Source organism: Candidatus Frankia alpina (assembly GCF_902806485.1).
In the GTDB taxonomy this organism is placed as follows: domain Bacteria; phylum Actinomycetota; class Actinomycetes; order Frankiales; family Frankiaceae; genus Frankia; species Frankia alpina.
Genome location: NZ_CADCWT010000613.1, coordinates 1 through 340 on the forward strand (window position 1 = coordinate 1; position 340 = coordinate 340).

1 pseudogene is annotated in these 340 nt (G+C 69.4%); it reads left to right on the forward strand.

Annotated elements, in window-relative coordinates:
* Positions 1-340 (forward strand): annotated as a pseudogene (locus G6R25_RS24710) (IS4 family transposase); the annotation flags it as partial.

Consider the following 340-nt stretch of genomic DNA (forward strand, 5'->3'; position numbering starts at 1 on the left):
CCGGCGAGCACAAAGGAGACCTACCGGCTGGTCACCACGGTCCTCGACCCCGACACCGCGCCCGCCGCCGACCTGGCCGCGCTCTACAACGACCGGGGGGAAGTCGAGACCCTCCTCGACGAAATCAAGGTCCACCAGCAGGACAGCCGGCTGGTCCTGCGGTCCCAGAGCCCCGACCGGGTCGAGCAGGAGGTCTGGGGCGTCCTGCTGCTGCACCGGGCGTTACGGAAACTGATCCACGACACCGCACTGCAAGAGGGGATCGACCCCGACCGGCTCTCCTTCACCCACACCGTCAAAGTCGTCCGCCGCCAGGTCGTGCGCCGGGCGCTTTCCCCCC